The 16,846-nt window shown below is 64.6% G+C and carries 16 protein-coding genes and 2 tRNA genes; all 18 read left to right on the forward strand.

What is annotated here, in order from left to right; all coding sequences use genetic code 11:
* The first annotated feature begins 238 nt into the window (after positions 1–238).
* Entirely contained in the window at positions 239–994 is a 756-nt protein-coding gene (gene tpiA, locus O0J73_RS15810) for a triose-phosphate isomerase (protein ID WP_008268328.1), read from the forward strand.
* Between the two features lie 31 nt (positions 995–1,025).
* Positions 1,026–1,463, forward strand: coding sequence for a preprotein translocase subunit SecG (gene secG / locus O0J73_RS15815; RefSeq protein WP_006458798.1), 438 nt, complete (start codon positions 1,026–1,028; stop codon positions 1,461–1,463).
* Positions 1,464–1,514: 51 nt separating this feature from the next.
* Positions 1,515–1,599: transfer RNA gene (locus tag O0J73_RS15820), tRNA-Leu, on the forward strand.
* Positions 1,600–1,710: 111 nt separating this feature from the next.
* Positions 1,711–2,067: an NADH-quinone oxidoreductase subunit A gene (locus tag O0J73_RS15825; RefSeq protein WP_008265012.1), complete on the forward strand. Its 357-nt coding sequence runs from the start codon at positions 1,711–1,713 to the stop codon at positions 2,065–2,067.
* Positions 2,058–2,612 (forward strand): NADH-quinone oxidoreductase subunit B, encoded by a 555-nt coding sequence (locus tag O0J73_RS15830; protein WP_005410463.1) that lies wholly within the window; start codon positions 2,058–2,060, stop codon positions 2,610–2,612. The genes O0J73_RS15825 and O0J73_RS15830 overlap by 10 nt, the downstream gene beginning before the upstream one ends.
* Before the next feature lie 33 nt (positions 2,613–2,645).
* Positions 2,646–3,395, forward strand: a complete 750-nt coding sequence (locus O0J73_RS15835; RefSeq protein WP_005410462.1) for an NADH-quinone oxidoreductase subunit C — start codon at positions 2,646–2,648, stop codon at positions 3,393–3,395.
* Complete coding sequence (locus O0J73_RS15840) at positions 3,392–4,699, forward strand: NADH-quinone oxidoreductase subunit D (protein WP_006458796.1); 1,308 nt, start codon at positions 3,392–3,394, stop codon at positions 4,697–4,699. The genes O0J73_RS15835 and O0J73_RS15840 overlap by 4 nt, the downstream gene beginning before the upstream one ends.
* Before the next feature lie 97 nt (positions 4,700–4,796).
* Positions 4,797–5,324, forward strand: a complete 528-nt coding sequence (gene nuoE, locus O0J73_RS15845; RefSeq protein ID WP_006381132.1) for an NADH-quinone oxidoreductase subunit NuoE — start codon at positions 4,797–4,799, stop codon at positions 5,322–5,324.
* Positions 5,325–5,328: 4 nt separating this feature from the next.
* On the forward strand, positions 5,329–6,669 hold the full coding sequence (nuoF, locus tag O0J73_RS15850; RefSeq protein ID WP_006458704.1) for an NADH-quinone oxidoreductase subunit NuoF: 1,341 nt from the start codon (positions 5,329–5,331) through the stop codon (positions 6,667–6,669).
* On the forward strand, positions 6,666–8,900 hold the full coding sequence (gene nuoG, locus O0J73_RS15855) for an NADH-quinone oxidoreductase subunit NuoG (RefSeq protein WP_308309116.1): 2,235 nt from the start codon (positions 6,666–6,668) through the stop codon (positions 8,898–8,900). The genes nuoF and nuoG overlap by 4 nt, the downstream gene beginning before the upstream one ends.
* Positions 8,897–9,991, forward strand: coding sequence for an NADH-quinone oxidoreductase subunit NuoH (nuoH, locus tag O0J73_RS15860; RefSeq protein WP_006458641.1), 1,095 nt, complete (start codon positions 8,897–8,899; stop codon positions 9,989–9,991). Before nuoG ends, nuoH begins: the two co-directional genes overlap by 4 nt.
* A 4-nt stretch (positions 9,992–9,995) precedes the next feature.
* Positions 9,996–10,484 carry an NADH-quinone oxidoreductase subunit NuoI gene (nuoI, locus tag O0J73_RS15865; protein ID WP_005417924.1) on the forward strand — a complete coding sequence of 163 codons (489 nt, stop codon included), beginning with the start codon at positions 9,996–9,998 and terminating at the stop codon, positions 10,482–10,484.
* Positions 10,485–10,493: 9 nt separating this feature from the next.
* Positions 10,494–11,150 carry an NADH-quinone oxidoreductase subunit J gene (locus tag O0J73_RS15870; protein WP_006458640.1) on the forward strand — a complete coding sequence of 219 codons (657 nt, stop codon included), beginning with the start codon at positions 10,494–10,496 and terminating at the stop codon, positions 11,148–11,150.
* Positions 11,147–11,452 carry an NADH-quinone oxidoreductase subunit NuoK gene (nuoK, locus tag O0J73_RS15875; protein WP_005410454.1) on the forward strand — a complete coding sequence of 102 codons (306 nt, stop codon included), beginning with the start codon at positions 11,147–11,149 and terminating at the stop codon, positions 11,450–11,452. The genes O0J73_RS15870 and nuoK overlap by 4 nt, the downstream gene beginning before the upstream one ends.
* A gap of 7 nt (positions 11,453–11,459) precedes the next feature.
* Complete coding sequence (nuoL, locus tag O0J73_RS15880) at positions 11,460–13,634, forward strand: NADH-quinone oxidoreductase subunit L (RefSeq protein WP_308309117.1); 2,175 nt, start codon at positions 11,460–11,462, stop codon at positions 13,632–13,634.
* A 23-nt stretch (positions 13,635–13,657) separates the two neighbouring features.
* Entirely contained in the window at positions 13,658–15,166 is a 1,509-nt protein-coding gene (locus O0J73_RS15885; protein WP_308309118.1) for an NADH-quinone oxidoreductase subunit M, read from the forward strand.
* A gap of 15 nt (positions 15,167–15,181) precedes the next feature.
* Positions 15,182–16,642, forward strand: coding sequence for an NADH-quinone oxidoreductase subunit NuoN (nuoN, locus tag O0J73_RS15890; RefSeq protein WP_049456506.1), 1,461 nt, complete (start codon positions 15,182–15,184; stop codon positions 16,640–16,642).
* Positions 16,643–16,769: 127 nt separating this feature from the next.
* A tRNA-Met gene (locus O0J73_RS15895) sits at positions 16,770–16,846 on the forward strand.

Here is a 16,846-nt window from a genome sequence, read left to right on the forward strand (position 1 = left end):
GCGGCATGGATGCCGCGGCCAAGCCCCCAGGGACGGGTTTACGGCGTCCCCCGGCATCCCCATCCGCCCGGCCAGGCCCACCAACCCAGCCGGGCGATCCGCGACCTACCCAACTCAGTCGACCCGCCACGAGGGGCTGCGCCGTTCGCTGAAAATCCATGTAACCGCTTACACGGAAACGGATTTTTGCCGTAACGGGTATCATGATCGGCTGACTTCACACAGGAGCCACCCGCTCATGCGCCGCAAGATCGTCGCCGGAAACTGGAAGCTGCATGGCAGCCGTCAATTCGCCAATGAACTGCTGGGGCAGGTGGCCACCGGGCTGCCGCTGGAGGGGGTGGACGTGGTGATCCTGCCGCCGCTGCCGTACCTGGGCGAGCTGGTCGAGGACTTCGGTGACACCGGCCTGGTGTTCGGTGCGCAGGACGTCAGCAGCAACGAGAAGGGCGCCTACACCGGCGAGGTCTGCGCCGCCATGCTGCACGAGGTCGGTGCCCGCTATGGCCTGGTCGGCCATTCCGAGCGCCGCCAATACCACCACGAAAGCAGCGAACTGGTCGCGCGCAAGTTCGCCGCGGCCCTGCATGCTGGCCTGGTGCCGGTGCTGTGCGTGGGTGAAACCCTGGAGCAGCGCGAGGCGGGCCAGACCGAAGCGGTCATCGCCAGCCAGCTGGCGCCGGTGCTCGAGCTGGTCGGCGCGGCCGGTTTCGCCCAGGCCGTGGTGGCGTACGAGCCGGTCTGGGCGATCGGCACCGGCCGCACCGCCAGCAAGGAGCAGGCGCAGCAGGTGCACGCGTTCATCCGTGGCGAAGTCGCGCGTATCGATGCTAGAATCGCTGATTCACTGCCCATTGTTTACGGCGGTAGCGTGAAGCCCGACAATGCCGGGGAACTGTTCGCGCAGCCGGATGTCGATGGTGGGCTGGTCGGCGGCGCCTCCCTGGTGGCTGCGGACTTCCTGGCCATCGCAAGGGCGGCGGCCGCGAACTAATCCTAGAAGTATTGTCCGAGGGCGGTTTCCAATGCTGATGTTGATCCTCAATGTCGTCTACGTGCTGGTCGCTGTGGCCATGATCGCGCTGATCCTGATGCAGCGTGGCTCGGGTGCGGCGGCGGGTTCGGGCTTTGGTGCCGGTGCCTCGGGTACGGTATTCGGTGCGCGCGGCGCCTCGAACTTCCTGTCCAAGTCGACCAAGTGGCTGGCCGTGGTGTTCTTCGGTATCAGCCTCTTCATGGCCTGGTATGCCGGTCACGGCACCCGCCCGGCAGCCGACCAGGATCTGGGCCTGATGTCCGCTCCGGCGGCCAGTGCCCCGGCGGCTCCGGCCGGCGAACTGCCGGCCGTTCCGAAGGCCGATGCGGTCCCGGCCGCCCCGGTTCCGGCCGCGAATGTACCGGCCAAGGCGGAATCTTCGAATTCTGGTGAAGAAAAGCCTTCGGAAGGCTCCCAGAAAGACTGAAGCCGGTTACAATACGCGGCGCATCGGGAAGATAGTCTGATGTGATCGTTTGCCCAGGTGGCGGAATTGGTAGACGCACTACCTTGAGGTGGTAGCGACGCAAGTCGTAGGGGTTCGAGTCCCCTCTTGGGCACCATTTGTAAGTAAAGCGGGTTCGTCTGGCGCGCAAGGCGCCAGGCAGATTCCCGTCCACTCCCCCATGCCAAAGCGCCTGCAGGCGCGGCGGCAGAGGCAAGAGAGAATCGCTGTGCTGGCCGAATATTTGCCGTCTCTGCTGTTTCTGATCGTTGCCACCGGTATCGGCATTACGCTGATGCTGGTTGGTCGATTCCTCGGTCCCCGCCGCCCCGATCTGGAAAAGCTGTCGCCGTATGAGTGCGGCTTCGAGGCCTTCGAAGACGCGCGCATGAAGTTCGACGTGCGCTACTACCTGATCGCGATCCAGTTCATCGTCTTCGACCTGGAAATCATCTTCATCGTGCCGTGGACCCAGGTCTTCATGGAGCTGGGCGCGCGTTCGCTCATCACCATGGGCCTGTTCGTCGGCATGTTGTTCCTCGGTTTCATTTACGTCTGGAAGAAGGGAGCGCTGGAATGGGAGTGATTCAGACTCTCGATGGCCTCATGAACAACCCCACGCCGGAAGGCCGGGTTGATGACATCCTGCGGCCGGAAGGCGACAACCCGCTGCTGGAAAAGGGCTTCGTCACCACCAGCGTCGACGCACTGCTGAACTGGGCGCGCACCGGCTCGATGTGGCCGATGACCTTCGGCCTGGCCTGCTGCGCGGTCGAGATGATGCACGCCGGCGCCGCGCGCCTGGACCTTGACCGCTACGGCGTGGTGTTCCGCCCGTCGCCGCGTCAGTCCGACGTGATGATCGTGGCCGGTACCCTGGTCAACAAGATGGCCCCGGCGCTGCGCAAGGTCTACGACCAGATGCCGGACCCGAAGTGGGTCATCTCGATGGGTAGCTGCGCCAACGGCGGTGGCTATTACCACTACTCCTATTCTGTGGTGCGCGGCTGTGATCGCGTGGTGCCGGTGGACGTCTACGTCCCGGGCTGCCCGCCGACCGCCGAGGCGCTGGTGTACGGGATCCTGCAGCTGCAGAAGAAGATCTGGCGTACACAGACCATCGCCCGCTGACCCCTTCACCTGACAAGAGCGCGCCAAGCCCCCATGGCAGAGCAAGCATCCTTCATCGACCGACTCTCCGCACGTTTCGCTGGTGCGAAGGTCATCGTGGTCGAACCCCGCGGCGAAGTGACGCTGGAAGTGCCTGCCGCCGAGTGGCACGCTACCGCCCTGGCGCTGCGTGACGAGTTTGGTTTCGAGCAGGCCGTGGATCTCTGCGGCGTCGACTACCTCGGTTATGGCTCCGACGAATGGGACACCGCCGACGTGTCCTCGCAGGGCTTCAGCCGTGGCGTCGAAGGCAAGGCCCAGGGCCGCTTCGCGTGGGGCGAGTTCCCCACCGAGGAAAACGGTGCCGACGGTGCCCGCCCGCAGCACATGCCGACCCAGCGTTTCGCCGTGGTCGCCCAGCTGCGTTCGTACCAGCACAACCTGATGATGCACCTGCGCTGCTTCGCTCCTGACGAAGCGCTGCCGGTGGTGTCCTCGCTGACCGGCATCTGGCCGGGCCTGAACTGGTTCGAGCGCGAAGCGTTCGACCTGTACGGCGTGATCTTCGAAGGCCACCCGGACCTGCGCCGGATCCTGACCGACTACGGTTTCGTCGGCCATCCGTTCCGCAAGGACTTCCCGCTGATCGGCAATGTCGAAGTCCGCTACGACGAAGAAAAGAAGCGCGTGATCTACGAACCGGTCACCTCGGTGGAGCCGCGTGTCGGCGTGCCGCGCGTGATCCGCGACGACGCCCGTCTGCAGACCGCAGAAGGTGAGCGCGCGCAGGAGGCAGTGAAGTGAGCCACGTACACCAGGCCGGCGAAGCGTTCGCCAGCAACGCCGCCGAAAGCCGGCAGGAAATCCGCAACTACACCATGAACTTCGGCCCGCAGCATCCGGCCGCTCACGGTGTGCTGCGCCTGATCCTGGAAATGGACGGCGAGACCATCATGCGCGCCGACCCGCACGTGGGTCTGCTGCACCGTGGTACCGAGAAGCTGGCCGAGTCCAAGCCGTTCAACCAGTCGATCGGCTACATGGATCGCCTGGATTACGTGTCGATGATGTGCAACGAGCACGCCTACGTGCGCGCGATCGAGACCCTGATGGGCATCGAGGCGCCGGAGCGTGCGCAGTACATCCGCACCATGTACGACGAAATCACCCGCATCCTCAACCACCTGATGTGGCTGGGTTCCAACGCGCTCGACCTGGGTGCGATGGCGGTGATGCTGTACGCCTTCCGCGAGCGCGAAGAGCTGATGGACTGCTATGAAGCGGTCTCCGGCGCGCGCATGCACGCGGCGTACTACCGTCCGGGCGGTGTCTACCGCGACCTGCCGGACCACATGCCGAAGTACAAGGAATCGCGCTGGCACAAGGGCAAGGCGCTGAAGCAGCTCAATGCTTCGCGTGAGGGCTCGCTGCTGGACTTCCTGGAGAACTTCACCGTCGAGTTCCCCAAGCGTATCGACGAATACGAAACCCTGCTGACCGACAATCGTATCTGGAAGCAGCGTACCGTCGGCATCGGCGTGGTCACTCCGGAACTGGCCCACCAGTGGGGCATGACCGGCGTGATGCTGCGTGGCTCGGGCATTGCCTGGGACCTTCGCAAGAAGCGTCCGTATGCCAAGTACGATGCCGTCGATTTCGACATCCCGCTGGGCAAGGAAGGCGACTGCTACGACCGCTACCTGGTCCGCGTTGCCGAAATGCGCGAGTCCAACCGCATCATCAAGCAGTGCGTGGCGTGGCTGAAGGCCAACCCCGGCCCGGTCATGGTCAAGAACTTCAAGGTCGCTCCGCCCAAGCGCGAGGACATGAAGGACGACATGGAAGCGCTGATCCACCACTTCAAGCTGTTCAGCGAAGGCTATTGCGTGCCGGCCGGGGAAACCTACGCGGCGGTGGAAGCGCCCAAGGGCGAGTTCGGCTGCTACCTGGTCTCCGATGGCGCCAACAAGCCGTTCCGCGTGCACCTGCGTGCACCGGGCTTCGCCCACCTGTCCTCGATCGATTCGATCGTGCGCGGCCACATGCTGGCCGACGTGGTGGCGATGATCGGTACCTACGACCTGGTGTTCGGCGAGGTTGACCGGTAATGCCGTCCGCCACGCCAACGCCCGCTGCAGGCAGCCGGCGCAAGCCGGCGCCGCAGTTTCTGCAATTTCACGTTATGCATTTCGCTGAGGTCGGCCGATGAAGGCGACAGGTAATTTCGAGGCGGCGCGCGACGTCGACCCGATGGTGGTGCTGAGCGACAAGACCCGCGCTCACATCGATCACTGGCTGTCCAAGTTCCCGCCGGACCGCAAGCGCTCTGCCGTGCTGCAGGGCCTGCATGCGGCCCAGGAGCAGAACGAGGGCTGGCTGACCGACGAACTGATCGCCGGCGTGGCCAAGTACCTCGACCTGCCGCCGGTGTGGGCCTACGAGGTCGCCAGCTTCTACTCGATGTTCGAGACCGAGAAGGTGGGCCGCAACAACGTGGCCATCTGCACCAACATCAGCTGCTGGCTCAATGGCGCCGAGGACATCGTCCGCCATTGCGAGAAGAAGCTGGGCATCAAGCACGGTGAATCGACCCCGGACGGCCGCGTCTACCTCAAGCGCGAGGAAGAGTGCCTGGCCGGCTGCGGTGGCGCGCCGATGATGGTCATCAACGGTCACTACCATGAGCGTCTGACCCTGGAAAAGGTCGACGAGCTGCTGGACGGGCTGGAGTAAGGGCATGGCACATCACCACGAATCCAAGGGTCCGGTCGGCCCCGCGCCGCTGCCGCACCAGGTGGTCTACACCACCCTGCATTACGACACCCCGTGGTCGTACGAAAGCTACCTGAAGACCGGTGGCTATGCCGCCCTGCGCAAGATCCTCGAAGAGAAGATCCCGCCGGAGCAGGTCATCGAGATGGTCAAGGCCTCGGGCCTGCGCGGCCGCGGTGGCGCTGGCTTCCCGACCGGCCTGAAGTGGTCCTTCATGCCCAAGGGCAACATGCAGAAGTACATCCTCTGCAACTCGGACGAATCCGAGCCGGGCACCTGCAAGGACCGCGACATCCTGCGCTACAACCCGCATTCGGTGGTGGAAGGCATGGCGATCGCCTGCTACGCCACCGGTTCGACCGTGGGTTACAACTACCTGCGCGGTGAGTTCCACCACGAGCCGTTCGAGCACTTCGAGCAGGCCCTGGCCGACGCCTATGCAAATGGCTGGCTGGGCAAGAACGTGATGGGCTCGGGCGTGGACATCGACATCTACGGTGCGCTGGGCGCCGGCGCGTACATCTGCGGCGAAGAAACCGCGCTGATGGAATCGCTGGAAGGCAAGAAGGGCCAGCCGCGCTACAAGCCGCCGTTCCCGGCGAACTTCGGCCTGTACGGCAAGCCGTCGACGATCAACAACACCGAAACCTACGGTTCGGTGCCGGCGATCATCCGCAACGGCCCGGAGTGGTTCAAGGGCCTGAGCCTGACCGCCAACGGCGGCCCGAAGTGCTTCTCGGTGTCCGGCTGCGTGCAGAACGGCGGCAACTTCGAAGTGCCGCTGGGCACCACCTTCGACGACCTGCTGGAAATGGCCGGCGGCCTGCGTCCGGGCCGCACCCTCAAGGGCGCGATTCCCGGCGGCGTGTCGATGCCGGTGCTGACCGCGGCCGAGCTGAAGGGCCTGCCGATGGACTACGACACCATCCGTGCACTGGGCTCGGGCCTGGGTTCGGGCGCCGTCGTGGTGCTCGATGACAGCGTCTGCTGCGTCAAGTTCGCCTGCCGCATCAGCCAGTTCTTCCACAAGGAATCCTGCGGCCAGTGCACCCCGTGCCGTGAAGGCACCGGCTGGATGCACCGCGTGCTGGAGCGCATCGTCGCCGGCAAGGCCACGATGGAAGACCTGCACCAGCTGAAGGCGGTGGCCGGCCAGATCGAAGGCCACACCATCTGTGCGTTCGGCGAAGCGGCTGCATGGCCCATCCAGGGCTTCCTGCGCCAGTTCTGGGACGAGTTCGAGTACTACATCGTCAACGGTCATTCGATGGTTGACGGCAAGAAGGTGGAGGCAGCCGCTGCATGAGCGCGCAACCCGTAAATCCGAGCGTGCCACCCGATCACGTCACCATCGAGATCGATGGCAAGTCGCTGGTCGTGCCCAAGGGCTCGATGATCATCCAGGCCGCCGACAAGGCCGGCATCTCCATTCCGCGCTTCTGCTACCACGAGAAGCTGCCGATCGCCGCCAACTGCCGCATGTGCCTGGTGGACGTGGAGAAGTCGCCGAAGCCGGCGCCGGCCTGCGCCACCCCGGTGATGGACGGCATGAAGGTCGCCACCCGCAGCGAGAAGGCACTGAAGTTCCAGCGCTCGGTGATGGAGTTCCTGCTCATCAACCACCCGCTGGACTGCCCGATCTGCGACCAGGGCGGCGAGTGCGAGCTGCAGGACGTTTCGCTGGGCTATGGCCGTTCGGTCAGCCGCTTCAACGAGCGCAAGCGCGTGGTGCCGGACGAGGACATGGGCCCGCTGGTCGCCACCGAGATGACCCGCTGCATCCAGTGCACGCGCTGCGTGCGCTTTACCGCCGACGTGGCTGGCACCTATGAACTGGGTGGCATGTACCGCGGCGAGAACCTGCAGATTGGTACCTACGACGGCAAGCCGCTGACCACCGAACTGTCCGGCAACGTCGTCGACGTCTGCCCGGTCGGTGCGCTGACCAACAAGGTGTTCCAGTTCCGCGCCCGCCCGTGGGAACTGACCGCACGCGAGTCGCTGGGCTACCACGACGCAATGGGTTCGAACCTGTTCCTGCACGTGCGTCGCGGCGAAGTGCTGCGCACCGTGCCGCGCGACAACGAAGCCGTCAACGAATGCTGGCTGTCCGACCGTGACCGCTACTCGCACCAGGGCCTGTACAGCGAAGACCGTGCGGTCAAGCCGCTGCGCAAGGTCAATGGCGAGTGGAAGGAAGTGAGCTGGGCCGAAGGCCTGGCCGCGGCCGCCGAGATCCTCAAGGCCAACCAGGGCGACAACCTGGGCGTGCTGGTGCACCCGGCGACCTCGAACGAGGAGGGCGCGCTGCTGGCCCGCCTGGCCAAGGGCCTGGGTTCGAGCAATATCGACCACCGCATCAACAACCGCGATTTCTCCGACGCCGCGACTGCTGAAGTGTTCGGCCTGCCGCTGGCGGAAATCGAAGGCGCCGACCGCATCGTCGTTCTGGGCAGCAACATCCGCCACGAACTGCCGCTGCTGCACGCCCGCCTGCGCAAGGCGCAGACCACCCATGGCGCCAAGATCCACGTCGTCAACCCGGTGGACTTCGACTTTGCCTTCAGCATCGCTGGCAAGCAGATCGTCGCGCCGTCGAAGTTCGCCGACGCGCTGGCCAACGCCGAGCTGCGTTCGGCAGTGCAGGGCGGCAACAACACCGTGCTGATCGTCGGTGGCATCGCCGAGAATCACCCGCAGGCTGCCGCGATCCGCGCCGCTGCGCGTGACTTCGCAGCCGCCACCGGTGCCAAGCTGTGCCGCATCCCGCAGGGCGCCAACGCCGTTGGCCTGACCCGCGCCGGCGTGCTGCCGGCCGGCAAGGACGTCGCCGCGATGCTGGCGCAGCCGCGCCAGGCTTACGTGGTGTACGGCCTGGAGCCGGGCCTGGACTTCGCCGATGCTCCGGCGGCGCGCAAGGCGCTGGTCGGTGCCAAGGTGGTGGCCTTCAGCCAGTTCGCCTGTGTCTCCACCCGCGACGTCGCCGATGTGATCCTGCCGATCGGGGCGCTGCCGGAAATCGACGCCACCCTGACCAACCTCGATGGTCGCGAGCAGTCGGCCCGTGCCGGCGGCAAGCTGCCGGGCGAGGCGCGTGAAGGCTGGCGCGTGCTGCGCGCACTGGGCGGCGAAATGGCGCTGGCCGGTTTCGACTTCACCGACCTGGCCGGCCTGCGCGCCAGCCTGGCCCCGGTGTCGGTCAGCGTTGCCGCTTCGGCGCAGCCGGCCGTAGCCGGCGAGGGCCTGGAAGTGGCTTCGACCGCCGCGATCTACCGCACCGACGCGGTGGTCCGTCGCGCCCCGGCGCTGCAGTCGCATCCGCTCAACAACGCCCCGCGCATCGTGCTGAACGCTGAAGATGCCGCTCGCCTGCAGCTGCAGGAAGGGCAGATGGCCAAGGTCGGCACCGATGCCGGCAAGGCCACCCTGCCGGTGGTGGTCGACGCCCGCGTCGCTGCGGGTTCGGTCTGGATTGAATCGGGCCACGGCGCGACCGCGCCGCTGGGTGCCGCTCGCGTAACGGTGGTGGCTGCATGAACGAATTGCTGTTGAACGCGGTCGACCCGCTGCACCAGTGGCTGCTTGGCCTCGGTGACATCGGCGCGCTGATCTGGATCATCCTGAAGATCCTGGTGATCACCGTTCCGGTGATCATCTCGGTGGCCTTCTACGTGGTCTGGGAACGCAAGCTGATCGGCTGGATGCACGTCCGCCACGGCCCGATGTACGTGGGCATGGGCATCTTCCAGGCCTTCGCCGACGTCTTCAAGCTGTTGTTCAAGGAAGTGGTGCAGCCGAGCAGTGCCAACAAGGCGATCTACCTGCTGGCCCCGCTGATCACCCTGGCCCCGGCCTTCGCGGCCTGGTCGGTGGTGCCCTTCGATTCGCAGATCGTGCTGTCCAACGCCAACGCCGGCCTGCTGTACCTGCTGGCGATGACCTCGCTGGGCATCTACGGCATCATCCTGGCCGGTTGGGCCTCCAACTCGAAGTACGCCTTCCTCGGTGCCATGCGCGCTTCGGCGCAGATGATCAGCTACGAAATCGCGATGGGCTTCGCCCTGGTCGGCGTGATGATCGCCTCGGGCAGCCTGAACCTGAGCAACATCGTGATGGCGCAGGCCGGCAGCTCCGGCTTCTTCGACTGGTTCCTGCTGCCGCTGTTCCCGCTGTTCGTCATCTACTGGGTGTCGGGCGTGGCGGAAACCAACCGCGCGCCGTTCGACGTGGTGGAAGGCGAGTCGGAAATCGTTGCCGGCCACATGGTCGAATACTCCGGCGGTGCCTTTGCGCTGTTCTTCCTGGCCGAATACGCGAACATGATCCTGATCAGCTTCCTGATCTCGATCTTCTTCCTCGGCGGCTGGCTGAGCCCGGTCCAGGGCTGGGTCAACTTCGGCGATGTCTCGCCGCTGGTCGACTGGATCTGGAAGGGTGGTGCACCGTGGCTGTTCGTCAAGGTGTTCTTCTTCGCCAGTGCCTACATCTGGTTCCGTGCCAGCTTCCCGCGCTTCCGCTATGACCAGATCATGCGCCTGGGCTGGAAGGTCTTCATCCCGCTGGCCATTCTGTGGATCGCGGTTACCGCCGTCATGGTGTTCTTCGGCGTGATTCAAAAGGGCGTCTAAAGTGATGAACAGGATTACCCATTACTTCAAGAGCCTGCTGCTGCTCGAACTGCTGGCGGGCCTCTGGCTGACGCTGAAGTACAGCTTCAAGCCGAAGTACACGATGATGTACCCGATGGAGAAGTTCCCGCAGTCGCCGCGCTTCCGTGGCCTGCACGCCCTGCGCCGTTATCCCAACGGTGAAGAGCGCTGCATCGCCTGCAAGCTGTGCGAAGCGGTGTGCCCGGCGCTGGCCATCACCATCGACTCGGCCAAGCGCGAAGACGGCACCCGCCGTACCACGCGCTACGACATCGACCTGTTCAAGTGCATCTTCTGCGGCTTCTGCGAAGAAAGCTGCCCGGTGGACTCGATCGTCGAAACCCACATCCTCGAGTACCACTTCGAGAATCGTGGTGAAAACATCGTTACCAAGCCGCAGCTGCTGGCCCTGGGCGACCGTCTCGAATCCGAGATCGCCGAGCGTCGCGCCGCCGATGCCGCTTACCGCTGAGGTCGAGAGATGGATTGGGTAAATATCGCTTTCTGGGTGTTCGCCATCGCAGCAACGGTTTCGGCCGGTGCGGTGATCAGCGTGCGCAACCCGGTTCACGCCGTGCTCTGCCTGGTGCTGACCTTCTTCTCCATCGCCTGCGTGTGGCTGCTGGTGGGCGCCGAGTTCCTCGGCGTGGCCCTGGTGCTGGTCTACGTCGGCGCGGTGATGGTGCTGTTCCTGTTCGTGGTGATGATGCTGGACATCGACCCCACCAAGCTGCGTGAGGGCTGGGTGCGCTACCTGCCGGTCGGCCTGATCGTCGCGGTCGCGATGCTGGTGCAGATGCTGATCCTGATCGGTGTCAAGGCCCGCTCGGTCACCCCGTTCCCGGCCGACAACGCGGCCGCGGTCGCCGCCGACAGCTCCAACGTCACCTGGCTGGCGCGCACGCTGTTCACCGAATACCTGCTGCCGTTCGAGTTCGCCGCCGTCATCCTGACCGTGGCCGTCGTCGCCGCCGTGATGCTGACCCTGCGCCGCCGTACCGGTGTGAAGAGCCAGAACCCGGGCGAGCAGACCATGGTCAAGGCCGGCCAGCGCCTGCGCATGGTCAAGATGGGCGCCGAAGCACCGGTCGTGCACAGCAACAGCAAGCCGGCCGCCGGCGAGGAGACCCAGCCGTGATTACCCTTGGCCACATGCTTGCGCTCGGCGCGGTGCTGTTCGCCATCAGCCTGGCCGGCATCTTCCTCAACCGGAAGAACGTCATCGTCCTGCTGATGTCGATCGAACTGATGCTGCTGTCGGTGAACATCAATTTCGTCGGCTTCTCGCGTCAGCTGGGCGATCCGTCCGGCCAGCTGTTCGTGTTCTTCATCCTGACCGTCGCCGCCGCGGAAGCCGCCATCGGCCTGGCGATCCTGGTGACCCTGTTCCGTACCCGCCGCACGATCAATGTCGGCGAAGTCGATTCGTTGAAGGGCTGATCCACAGATGGAAATCACTCTCTCCAAGAGTCTGTTGATCGCAGTGGTGCTTGCACCGCTGTTCGGCAGCATCATCGCCGGCCTGTTCGGTCGCCAGGTCAAGCGCTTCGGCGCGCAGACCATCACCATCCTCGGCGTCGCGGTTGCCTGCGGCCTGTCGATGTACACGCTCTACCAGCTACTGTGGGGCGGTGCGCAGCCGTTCAACCAGAACATCTACACGTTCTTCGAAGTCGGCCAGTATTCGGCCCACGTCGGCTTCATGGTCGACAAGCTGACCGCGATGATGATGGTGGTGGTGACCTTCGTGTCGCTGCTGGTCCACATCTACACGATCGGCTACATGCAGGACGATCCGGGCTACCAGCGGTTCTTCAGCTACATCTCGCTGTTCACCTTCTCGATGCTCACCCTGGTGATGAGCAACAACTTCCTGCAGCTGTTCTTCGGCTGGGAAGCGGTGGGCCTGGTGTCGTACCTGCTGATCGGCTTCTGGTTCAAGCGCCCGACCGCGATCTTCGCCAACATGAAGGCGTTCCTGGTCAACCGCGTCGGTGACTTCGGCTTCCTGCTGGGCATCGCCGGCGTGCTGTGGGTGTTCGGCACCCTGGACTACTCGCAGGTGTTCTCGCAGGCCGGCATGCTGGCTGATCCGCGCGCCCAGCTGCAGATCTGGGACGGCACGATCCTCGGCATGCAGCTGCTGAACGAGCCGGTGATCTGGTCGATCGCCACCGTCATCTGCATCTGCCTGTTCATCGGCGCCATGGGCAAGTCGGCCCAGGTCCCGCTGCACGTGTGGCTGCCGGACTCGATGGAAGGCCCGACCCCGATCTCGGCACTGATCCACGCCGCGACGATGGTGACCGCCGGTATCTTCATGGTTACCCGCATGTCGCCGCTGTTCGAGCTGTCGCAGACCGCGCTGAACTTCATCCTCTTCATCGGTGCCACCACCGCGTTCTTCACCGGCCTGATCGGCATCGTGCAGAACGACATCAAGCGCGTCGTCGCGTATTCCACGCTGTCGCAGCTGGGCTACATGACCGTGGCGCTGGGCGTGTCGGCCTATTCGGCCGCCGTGTTCCACCTGATGACCCACGCCTTCTTCAAGGCCCTGCTGTTCCTGGGCGCCGGCTCGGTCATCATCGCGATGCACCACGAGCAGGACATGCGCAAGATGGGCGGCCTGCGCAAGTACATGCCGATCACCTTCGTCACCATGTGGATCGGTACCCTGGCCCTGGTCGGTACGCCGTTCTTCTCGGGCTTCTACTCGAAGGACACCATCATCGAGGCGGCCGAGATCCACGCCCACATGCAGAACAGCTGGGTGGCCACCTATGGCTACTGGGCGGTGCTGGGTGGCGTGCTGGTGACCAGCTTCTACAGCTTCCGCCTGCTGTTCATGACCTTCCACGGCAAGGAGCGCTTCCGCGACGCGCATGATGACCATGGCCACGGCCATGACGATCACCACGCCGCAGATGCGCACCATGCCGATGCCCACCACGGCGATGCCCATGACGACCACGGCCATGGCCACGGCCCGCATGAGCCGCATGAAACCCCGTGGGTGGTGACCCTGCCGCTGATCCTGCTGGCCATCCCGTCGATTGCCATCGGTTTCTTCAGCATCGGTCCGATGCTGCATGGCACCGACTGGGCCGGCCACCACGCCCACGCGGCGATCCAGGGCCAGGTCAACACGTTCTTCACCGGCATCGTCGACTTCTACGATCCGGCCAAGAACACCGTTGCCTTCCTGGGTGAAGAGTTCCACGGGCCGGTGGCGTTCGCGCTGCACGGCATGATGCTGCCGCCGTTCTGGCTGACCCTGGCGGGCTTCCTGCTGGCCGCACTGTTCTACCTGTGGAAGCCGGACCTGTCGGGCAAGGCGCGCAAGACCTTCGCCCCGCTGGTGTCGGTGCTGGAAAACAAGTACGGCTTCGACAAGCTGTGGATCGATGGCTTTGCCGGCGGCAGCGTCAAGCTGGGCAAGGTCTCGCGCTGGATCGACAGCAACATCGTCGACGGCGTGGTCAATCTCTCGGCACGTGTTGTGGACGTCGCAGCCGGCGTGCTGCGTCGTACCCAATCCGGTTTCCTCTATCACTACGCCTTCGCGATGATCATCGGTCTGATTGCCCTGCTGGGCGTGCTGATGCATTACCTGCGTTGATGACCTGTACGGAATAAGAAGACGTGTCGAACTGGCCTCTACTCAGTGTCCTCATCTGGCTGCCGATCCTCGGTGGCGCCCTGATCCTTGCGATCCGTGATGCGCAGACCGCCCGCTGGGCGTCGCTGGGCGTCGCTGTGCTGACCTTCGTGGCGAGCCTCTCGCTGCTGAGTGGCTACAACGCGGGCATCGACGGTCTGCAGTTCGTCGAGACCCATGCCTGGATCCCGGCGTACAAGATCGGCTACAACCTGGGCGTGGACGGCATCGCCGTGGCCCTGATCCTGCTGACCACGCTGGTCAGCGTGCTTGCCCTGATCGGTGCCTGGAGCGCCATCGACAAGCGCGTCAACCAGTACGTGGCCGCCTTCCTGATCCTGGAAGGCGTCACGGTCGGTATCTTCTCGGCCACGGACGCGATGCTGTTCTACGTGTTCTTCGAGGCGATGCTGATCCCGATGTTCCTGATCATCGGTGTCTGGGGTGGCCCGCGCCGCATCTACGCCGCGCTGAAGTTCTTCCTCTACACCTTCCTTGGCTCGGTGCTGATGCTGGTGGCGCTGATCTACCTGTACCTGAAGGGGGGCAGCTTCCAGCTGGCCGACCTGTATGCGCTGCCGCTGTCGGCCAAGGAACAGACCTGGATCTTCTTCGCCTTCCTGATCGCCTTCGCGGTCAAGGTGCCGATGTTCCCGGTCCACACCTGGCTGCCGGATGCCCACGTGGAAGCGCCGACCGCCGGTTCGGTGATCCTGGCCGCCATCGCCCTGAAGATCGGTGGCTACGGCTTCCTGCGCTTCAACCTGCCGATCGTCCCCGATGCTTCGCAGGAATGGGCCTGGCTGGTGATCGCGCTGTCGCTGATCGCGGTGATCTACGTCGGCCTGGTCGCCCTGGTGCAGGACGACATGAAGAAGCTGATCGCGTATTCGTCGATCGCGCACATGGGCTTCGTCACCCTCGGTACCTTCATCGCCCTGTGGCTGGTGCGTGAAGCCGGCAACGCCGATGCGGCCCGCCTGGGCCTGCAGGGCGCCATGGTGCAGATGATCTCGCACGGCTTCGTGTCCGGTGCGATGTTCTCCTGCGTCGGCGTGCTGTACGACCGCATGCACAGCCGCCGCATCGCCGACTACGGCGGCGTGGTCAACGTGATGCCGTGGTTCGCCACCTTCGCCATGCTGTTCTTCATGGCCAACGCGGGCCTGCCGGGTACCAGCGGCTTCGTCGGCGAGTTCATGGTCATCCTGTCGGCGTTCCAGCGTAATCCGTGGATCGCGCTGGGCGCGGCCACCACCCTGATCATCGGCGCCGCCTACACCCTGTGGCTGTACAAGCGCATCTTCTTCGGCGAAGTGGCCAACAGCCACGTTGCCGAACTGAAGGACATCAACGGCCGCGAATGGCTGGTGCTGGGCGTGTTCGCCATCGGCGTACTGGCCCTGGGCATCTATCCCAAGCCGCTGACCGCCCTGATGGAGCCCTCGATCGCGAAGCTGGCGATGCAGATCGCATCCAGCAAGCTGCTGTAATTCCAGGATTTGATGATGACCACCTCGCCGCTGCTGCCATTGACCGCTGCTGACCTGCCACCGCTCGCTCCCGAGCTGGTGCTGATCGGTAGCGCCTTCGCCCTGATGATCCTCGACCTGTTCGTCAGCAACCGGAACAAGATCGTCACCCACCTGTTCTCGCTCGCTGCGCTGGCCGTGGTGCTGTTCATGCTGGCCACCGGCGTGGGCGGGCAGGGCGAGGTCTTCCATGGCATGTTCGTGCGCGATACCGCCGCGGACGTGATGAAGACCGGGATCGTGCTGCTCAGCGGCCTGACCCTGGTCTATGGCTGGCGCTACCTGCGTGATCGCAACCTGTTCCAGGGCGAGATCCCGGTGCTGATCCTGTTCGGCACCGCCGGCATGATGATCCTGGTCTCGGCCGGCAGCCTGCTGATGGTCTACCTGGGCCTGGAACTGCTGGCGCTGTGCTCCTACGCGCTGGTCGCCAGCAACCGCGAGAACGGCCTGGCCTCGGAAGCGGCGATGAAGTACATCGTGCTCGGTTCGCTGGCCTCGGGCCTGCTGCTGTACGGCATGTCGCTGATCTACGGTGCCACCGGCAGCCTGCACCTGGACGTCATCCGCGATGCCATCCCGCATTCGGAAGAGCGCGTGCTGCTGATCACCGGTGCGGTGTTCATGATCGCCGGCGTCGCCTTCAAGCTGGGTGCCGCGCCGTTCCACATGTGGCTGCCCGACGTGTACCAGGGTGCCCCGGCACCGATCGCACTGTTCATCAGCTCGGCGCCGAAGCTGGCCGCCTTCGGCATGGCCTACCGCCTGCTGGAAATGGGCGTGGGCCCGCTGTCGACCGAACTGCAGCTGCTGATCGCCGGCCTGGCGGCGGTGTCGCTGGTCATCGGCAACCTGATGGCCATCGCGCAGAGCAACCTCAAGCGCATGCTGGCGTTCTCCACCGTTTCGCACATCGGCTTCCTGCTGATGGGCATCGCCGGTGGTGGCGCGCAGGGCTATGCCGCCGCGCTGTTCTATGCACTGGCCTACGCCATCATGTCGACCGCTGCCTTCGGTGCGATCATCGCCCTGTCGCGTGCCGGCTTCGAGGCCGAGAACATCGAAGACTTCAAGGGCCTGAATGCCCGCAACCCGTGGATGGCTGGCCTGGTGCTGTGCATCATGGCGTCGCTGGCTGGCATCCCGCCGTTCCTGGGCTTCTGGACCAAGCTGGCCGTGCTCGGCGCAGCGGTCAACGGCGGCCTGCTGTGGCTGGCAATCCTCGGCGTGCTGTGTGCCGTGGTCGGCTGCTTCTACTACCTGCGCGTGATCAAGGTCATGTACTTCGATGAGCCGGTGGGCGAGGCCATGCCGCGCAGCAACGACCGCGTGCTGGGCCTGGTGCTGGGCGTGAACGCACTGGCGCTGCTGGCGCTGGGCATTGCCTGGAACCCGATCATGGTCTGGTGCCAGCAGGCATTTGCGCATCTTGCATAAAAGTTGACACAAAGCTGCGCGATTCGTGTAATATGCGCAGCCTGAGTTGTCACTGCAGCGGTTCAGCCAGAACATCGTTGCGGTAGCCCTCCTCGAAAGAGCAGGGCAGCAGTTCAAACACTTCCGGTGCGGGGTGGAGCAGTCTGGCAGCTCGTCGGGCTCATAACCCGAAGGTCGCAGGTTCAAATCCTGCCCCCGCTACCA

Source organism: Stenotrophomonas sp. Sm6012, from assembly GCF_030985895.1.
Classification (GTDB): Bacteria; Pseudomonadota; Gammaproteobacteria; order Xanthomonadales; family Xanthomonadaceae; genus Stenotrophomonas; species Stenotrophomonas forensis.